This is a genomic window from Rhodococcus sp. LW-XY12 (assembly GCF_019317345.1).
GTDB lineage: Bacteria > Actinomycetota > Actinomycetes > Mycobacteriales > Mycobacteriaceae > Rhodococcus > Rhodococcus pyridinivorans.
The window spans coordinates 3,754,794-3,762,537 of the sequence record NZ_CP079225.1; the positions used below are offsets into that span (position 1 = coordinate 3,754,794).

At 69.7% G+C, this 7,744-nt stretch carries 1 protein-coding gene; it reads right to left on the reverse strand.

Going from position 1 to position 7,744, the window contains the following annotated elements:
- Positions 1 to 24 precede the first annotated feature (24 nt).
- Entirely contained in the window at positions 25 to 7,551 is a 7,527-nt protein-coding gene (locus KXC42_RS17505; RefSeq protein WP_373922159.1) for an amino acid adenylation domain-containing protein, read from the reverse strand.
- Positions 7,552 to 7,744 lie beyond the last annotated feature (193 nt).

Sequence of the window (7,744 nt, forward strand, 5' to 3'; positions counted from 1 at the left end):
GTAAGTAAAGTTACCTTTCCGCAATCATTCCTGCAGGACCCAGGGGGAACGCAGGTCGGAAAGTTTGCCGGCGAGACCGGCGGAGAGCTCCGCACCGTCGTGCGCAGGCCCGTCCGTGACGACGACCGCCACGAGGTCCTCGGTGTCGGGCAGAGCGGCGAGTTCGTCGGCCGGAACGAAGCCGTGGGTCACCCACTCCTCGTCGACGAGGATGCCCGGGTCATGGTCGGGACCGGCGGGAACGACGACGGCACCGGTGATCGCCGCGGCCAGGACGGCGAAGACCGTCCACTGGTCGAGGCGGGAACCGGCGAGAAGGACCCGCGACTCGTAGGTCAGATCGAGGTCCTTCCGGCCGCGCCGCAGCGCCGCGACGACCGCACCGTGGGTGAGATCGAGTTCACTCGTCCGGACGGCCGTGTCGTCGGGGCCGAGGACACCGGAACGGTCGGTGTACGCGATCGAGCGGGTCGGCTGCTCGGCGACGAGGGCGAGCGTCTCCGGATCGTCGACGAACGTCCCCGCGACCGACGACCGCAGATCGTCGCTGCGTGCGAGGGTGGTCAGCACGTGGTCGGCAGTGACCGTGGGGTCGACCGTGACGGCGGCTCCCGTCTTGACGGCGGCCCACACCGCAACGATCAGGTCGGGACCGACCGGAAGGTCGACGGCGACGGTGCGACCCGGACCCGCTCCGCGGGAGATGAGGTACCGGGCCCACTGCGACGACCGGCGCTCGACGTCGACGAAGCCGAGTTCGGTGTCGCCCACCACCACGGCGGGCGCCTCGGGATCGGACTCGACCGCGATCTGCAACTCCTGGACGACGGTCCGGTCGACCGTCTCGAGAGCGGTTTCCCGCACCGGAGCGGCGACCGGGGTGGTTGCCGCCTCGCGCTCGGTCTCGGTCCGGACCTCGATGTCGCCGACCACCGAACCGGGATCCGCGGCAACGGCGTCGAGGACCGTCACGAAGCGTTGCGCGAGTGCCTGCGCCGTCGTCTCGTCGAAGAGATCGACGGCGTAGGTGAGCGCGATCCGCATGCCGTCGTCGTCGGCGAGCGGCTCCACGGTCACCTGCAGGTCGAATTTCGCGGCGAGCACCCCCGAATCGAGTGCTTCCACCGTGAGCTCGGGCAGTTCGAGCCGGGCGGGTTCGAGGTTCTGGAACGAGAGCATCGTCTGAAAGACGGGATGACGTGCCGGCGACCGGGTGGCGACGACCTCGTCGACGATGCGCTCGAACGGGATGTCGGCGTGCGCGAACGCTTCGAGATCGGCGGTGCGTGCCTGTTCGAGAATGTCGGCGAAATGCGCGCCCGGATCGACGTCCGTGCGCAGGGCGAGTGTGTTCACGAACATGCCGACGATGTCGTCGAGCACCCGCGAGCCGCGTCCCGCGACGGCGGTTCCCACGACGACGTCCCGCGAACCGCTCATCCGCGCGAGCAGCACGGCGAGCGCGGCGTGGACGACCATGAACAACGACGCACGGTTCTCGGTCGCCAGCGCCTCGAGCCGCTGCCGGGTCGACGCGTCGACCTCGGTGAAGACCGTGGCCCCGCGCAGGCTCGGTACCGCGGGGCGCGGCCGGTCCGTGGGCAGGTCGAGCAGGTCCGGTACCCCGGCCAGCTGCTGCTTCCAGTAGGCGAGCTGCCTGCCCGCCGGCGAATCGGGGTTCTCGGCGTCGCCGAAGGTCTCCTGCTGCCACGCCGCGAAGTCCGCGTACTGCACCTCGAGCGGCGGGCGGTCGGGTCGCGAACCGGACAGCCGGGCGACGTAGGCCTCCATGAGGTCGCGGGCCAACGGCACGAGCGAGGCGCCGTCGGCCGAGATGTGGTGCACCACGAGCGCGAGGACATGATCGTCGGAGACGACCGAACCTGCACTACCGCCGGCGGAGATCGAGACGAGGCGACCGCGCACGGGTGGCTCGGAGGACACGTCGAATCCCTGCGAGGCGACCTCGACCACGGCCTCGAAAGCCTCCTGCTCGGAGGCCACGCGGACCACCTCGAGCGGCGGCATCGACTCCGCATCCAGGATCTTCTGGAACGGGCCCTGCTCGTCCTGCGTGTAGACGGTGCGCAACGTCTCGTGCCGCTCGACGACGTCGCGCACCGCCGCGGTCAGCGCATCGATGTCGAGTGCGCCCCGCAGCCGGATGGCGAGCGGGATGTTGTAGGTCGCGGAGCCCGGGTCGAGCTGGTTGAGCACCCACATGCGCTGCTGCGCGAGCGAGAGGGGGATGCGATCGGGACGCGGCCGTGCGACGAGCTCCGGCACGGCCCGATCGGACCCGCCGGCGTCGACGCGCGCCGCCAGACCCGCGACGGTGGGATCCTCGAACAGTTCGCGGATGGCCAGGCTCGCTCCGGTCGCCTCGTTGATGCGCGCGACGACCCGCGTCGCGACGAGGGAGTTACCGCCGAGGTCGAAGAACGAGTCGTCGGCGCCGACGCGTTCGATGCCCAGTACCTCGCTCCAGACCTGCGCGACGATCCGTTCGGATTCGGTGGCGGGTTCGCGGAAACGATCGGCGTCGATGTCGATGCGGGGCACGGGGAGAGCGCGACGGTCGAGCTTGCCGTTCACCGTGAGCGGGAGTTCGTCGAGCACGGTCACCACATCGGGAACCATGTACCCCGTGAGGAATTCGGACGCGTGCGCGCGCACCGCGGCCGCGTCGACGGTCTCACCGGTGCGGGCGACGACGTAACCGACGAGACGTTCGCCGAGTCCGTCGTCCCGGACCATGGCGACGGCCTGTGCGACACCCGGAGCCTGCAGCAGCTGCGACTCGATCTCGCCCAGTTCGATGCGGAAGCCGCGGAGCTGGACCTGCGAGTCGCTGCGACCCGCGTATTCGAGGATGCCTTCACCGTTCCACCGCGCGATGTCGCCGGTGCGGTAGAGGCGACCTCGACCGAAGGGGTTCGCGACGAAGCGCGCGACCGTCAGGTCGGGACGTCCGAGATATCCGCGGGATAGCTGGTCGCCGGAGATGTACAGCTCGCCCGGCACGCCGGCGGGCACGGGATGCAGGCGCCGGTCGAGGACGTAGGCGTCCAGTCCGGGAAGCGACCGTCCGATCGCGCTGGCGGCACCGGCCTTCGCGAGGGCGCGGTCGATGGGCTGGTACGACACGTGCACCGTGGTCTCGGTGATGCCGTACATGTTCACCAGTTGTGGGCCGGCGGGGTGACGATCGAACCAGTCCGCGAGCCGGGCGGGGTCGAGTGCCTCACCGCCGAAGACGACGTAGCGCAGCGCGAGCGGTGCTGTGTCGGCCGCGAGAGTGCGATCGGCCTCGTCGAACTGGTAGAACGCCGACGGCGTCTGGTTGAGCACCGTGACGCCCTCGCGGCGCACGAGCTGCGCGAACAGCTCGGGTGACCGGGAGGTGAGGTAGTCGACGACGACGAGCCGGCCCCCGTACAGCAGCGGTCCCCACAGCTCCCACACCGAGAAGTCGAAGGCGTAGGAGTGGAACAGCGTCCACACGTCGTCCGGGCCGAAGCCGAAGCGGGGTTCGGCGTTGGCGAAGAGGGTCAGCACGTTCCGGTGTGTGACGGCGACGCCCTTGGGGCGGCCGGTGGAACCGGAGGTGAAGATGACATACGCGAGATCGTCCGGCTGCGGCGATGCGATCCGGTCGGCGTCGGTGAGCGGATCGGCCGAGACCGAGGCGTCGTCTTGTGCGGCGACGACATCGAGCATCTCGATTCCGCTGCCGCGCAACGCCTCCGCTCCGGGCTCGTCTCCGAGTGCATCCGAGGTGAGGATCACGCGGGGCCGTGCCTGGTCGAGGATGTACCGCACACGGTCCTGCGGGTGAGCGGTGTCGATCGGCAGGTAGGCGCCGCCGGAGAGCACGACCGCGGTGAGAGCGACCACGAGGTTCTCGGTCCGCGGCAGGGCCACCGCGACGAGAGTGCCCGGTCCGACGCCTGCGCCGACGAGCCGGCGTGCGATCCGGTTCGCGCGGGCACCGAGTTCGGCGTACGTGAGGGTCGTCTCCCCGTGAGTCACCGCGGCATTCGCGGTGTGGGTGCGGACGGCCGCGTCGAAACGCGCAGACAGCGTGGCCGGTTCGACGACCGGGACGGATTCGCCGAGCGTGTTCCACTCGGTAAGGATGCGGTCGAGCTCATCGTCGGTGACGAGCGGCACGTCGCCGACCGGGATGCGCGGATCGGTGGTGACCGCCTCGAGGATCCGCGAGAACCGTTCTGCGACAGCGGCGACGGTCTGCGGGTCGAACAGTTCGGTGGCGTAGTTGAATTCCACCACGAGACCGGAGGGATCGCCGGCGGCGTCGACGACATCCGCGACGGTGACCTGCAGGTCGAACTTGGCGACCTGCGCGTCGAAGTCGATACCGGAGACGGTCAGCTCGGGCAGTTCCAGCTGCGAGACCGGCATGTTCTGGAAGGTGAGCATCACCTGGAAGAGTGGGTGGCGCGCCTGCGAACGAGGTGGATCGAGCACCTCGACGAGCCGCTCGAACGGCACGTCGGCGTGGGTGAACGCCTCGAGGTCGGTCGTGCGCACCGAGTCGAGGAAGTCGCCGAAGGACGCTTGGGGTTCGACGGGTGTACGCAGCACCAGGGTGTTGACGAACATGCCCACCAGATCGTCGAGCGCGGCGTCGCCACGGCCGGCGACGGGAGTACCGATGGTGATGTCGTCGTTACCGCCGAGCCGGGCGAGAAGCACGGCGAGCGCGGCGTGGACGACCATGAATTCCGTTGCGCCGCTGCGGCGGGCGAGATCGGCGATCGCTGCGCGGACCCGCTCGTCGAGGGTGAGGCGGTGCGAGGCACCCCGATAGCTCGCGACGGCCGGCCGGGGACGATCGGACGGCAGCGTCGCCTCTTCGGGCAGATCCGCGAGGGTCCGCGTCCAGAGGTCCGTCTCGCGCGCCATGAGCGACTCGGGGTCGGACTCCTCGCCGAGGACCTCGCGCTGCCAGAGTGTGTAGTCCGCGTACTGCACCTCGAGCGGTGCCCATCCGGGTTCCCCGCCCGCGACACGCGCGGCGTAGGCCGTCACCACGTCGCGGGTCAGCGGCCCCATCGAGTAGCCGTCGGCGGAGATGTGGTGCACCACGACGACGAGCACGTGCTCGTCCGGGGCCACGGCGAACAGGCGCACTCGGATCGGAACCTGTTGCGTCACATCGAAGCCGGTAGTGACCGCTTCGGCGACCCGGGCCGGGACCTCGTCGGCCCCGACGGTCTCGGGACGGACCTCGACGACCGCGTCCGCGGCGGGCAGCACCTGCTGGTAGCCGACACCGTCGATCTCGGGGTAGACGGTGCGGAGCGATTCGTGACGTTCCACCACGTCGGAGACTGCTGCCTGCAGCGCATCGACGTCCAGACGTCCCGAAAGACGAATGGCCACAGGGATATTGTTCACGGCGGAATGCGGTTCGAGCCGGTTGAGGAACCACATGCGTTGCTGCGCCAACGACAACGGCACCCGATCCGGACGCTGCCGCGCCGCCAACACCACACTCCCGACCCCGGCACCGGCGGTGTCGGTGTCGAGACGGGCCGCCAACTCCTGCACCGACGACGCCTCGAACACCACCGGCACCGCCACCCGATACCCCAACCGCGCCGACAACCGCGCCACCAACCGCGTCGCCGCCAACGAATTACCACCGAGATCGACGAACGAATCGTCCAACCCGACCCGCTCGACCCCCAGAACCTGCGCGACCTCCTCGGCCACCGCGATCTCCACCGGCGTCCGCGGCGCCCGATACTCGGCCACCTCGAACACCGGCGCCGGCAACGCCGCCCGATCGACCTTCCCCACCGGCGTGAGCGGCACCTCGTCGAGCACCGTCACCGACGACGGCACCATATAACCGGGCAACACCTCCCCCACCGACGCCCGCACCTGCGCCGGATCGAGCACCGCCCCCGCCTCGGGCACCACATACGACACCAACGCCGACTCCCCCGACGCCAACGCCGCCCCCACCGTCACCGCGAAACCGACCCCCGGCACCGACGACAACACCGCATCGATCTCCCCCAGCTCGATCCGGAACCCCCGGATCTTGACCTGGAAATCACTGCGCCCCACATACTCGAACACCCCATCGCCGCCGCGACGCACCAGATCCCCCGTCCGATACATCCGGCCACCCGGGGTGAACGGATCGGCCACGAACCGCGCCGCGGTCAACCCGAACCGACCGTGATAGCCCCGCGCCACCTGCGCCCCGGCCACATACAACTCACCGACCACACCCTCGGGCACCGGACGCAACCGCTCATCGAGCACGAACGCGCCCACCCCCGCGATCGCCGACCCGATCACCACCGGCGCATCGGGCACCAGCTCCGCCGACGAGGTCGCCAGAATCGTCGTCTCCGTCGGACCATAGGCATTGAAGAACCGCCGCCGACCCGGCACCGACCACCGCCGCACCAGATCCGGGGTGAACGACTCACCCGCCACGACCACCACACGCAGATCGTCCAAGCCCGCAGGATCCATCGACCCCAACGCACCCGGCGTCATGAACACATGCGACACCGACTGCGACGCAATCACATCCGCCAGATCCGGACCACCACCGACCCCCGCCGGCGCCACCACCACCGTCGCCCCCGCCGAGAACCCCACCCCCAACTCGAGCAACGACACATCGAAACTCGGCGAACACACATGCAACACCCGCGAGGAGCCATCGACCCCGAAATGCTCACGCTCGGCCGACATCACCCCACCGATACCGGCATGCGAAACCACCACACCCTTCGGCCGCCCCGTCGACCCCGAGGTATAGATCATCCACGCCGCATCCGACAGCTCGAGCGAACGCACCCGATCCGCATACGAAACCGGACGCGACGACAACTGCCCCACCCGCGCAGCCACCGACACCTCGTCGACCGCCACCACCGGCACCGACCCCGCCGCCTCGGCCACCACCTGCGCCACCGACGACACCGTCAACGCCAACACCGCACCCGAATCGGCCACCATGAACTGCACCCGCTCGGCCGGATAACCCGGATCCACCGGCACGAACGTCGCCCCCGACTTCGCCACCGCCCACAACACCACCACCGACTCGAGCGACCGCGGCACCGCCACCACCACCGCATCCCCCGGCCCCACCCCACGACCGATCAACCACCGCGCCCACCGCGACGACACCGCATCGAGCTCCCGATACGACAACGACCGAGAACCCTCCACCACCGCCACCGCATCACCGGCCGACTCCACCGCCGACACCAACAACTGCGGCAACAACACACCCCGACGACCACGGGCGCGCTCGCCGCGCGCCGGGCGCGCAGCGCGCTCGGGGCGTGAGCCACGTTCGGGGCGGGGTGCGCGCTCGGGCCGGGGCGCGCGTTCGGGACGGGGTGCACGTTCGGGGCGCGGTGCCCGGCTGCGGGCACCGTCCTGCGTCTCGCGAGGCTGCGTCTCCGAAGGGAAATCGGACGAAGAGGATGCGTTCACCGGAGAGGCCCCGTTCGAGCTGCCATCGTGTCGTGAACGCATGAAAAAGCCCATACCCTTCGCTTTCGATCCCAACGGCCGCGTCTGCGAACCGAGCAAGCATAGTCACCCGCCGGAGACGGGCGAACTTACTCGGTAGTAACCCCATGGGGTTCATCTCTCCGACCACTCCCGACGTTACCGGCGCATCCCGCGGGGACTCGTCCGCCGAGGTGGTGGGGCCACCCGAAGCGGCCCCACCACGTCG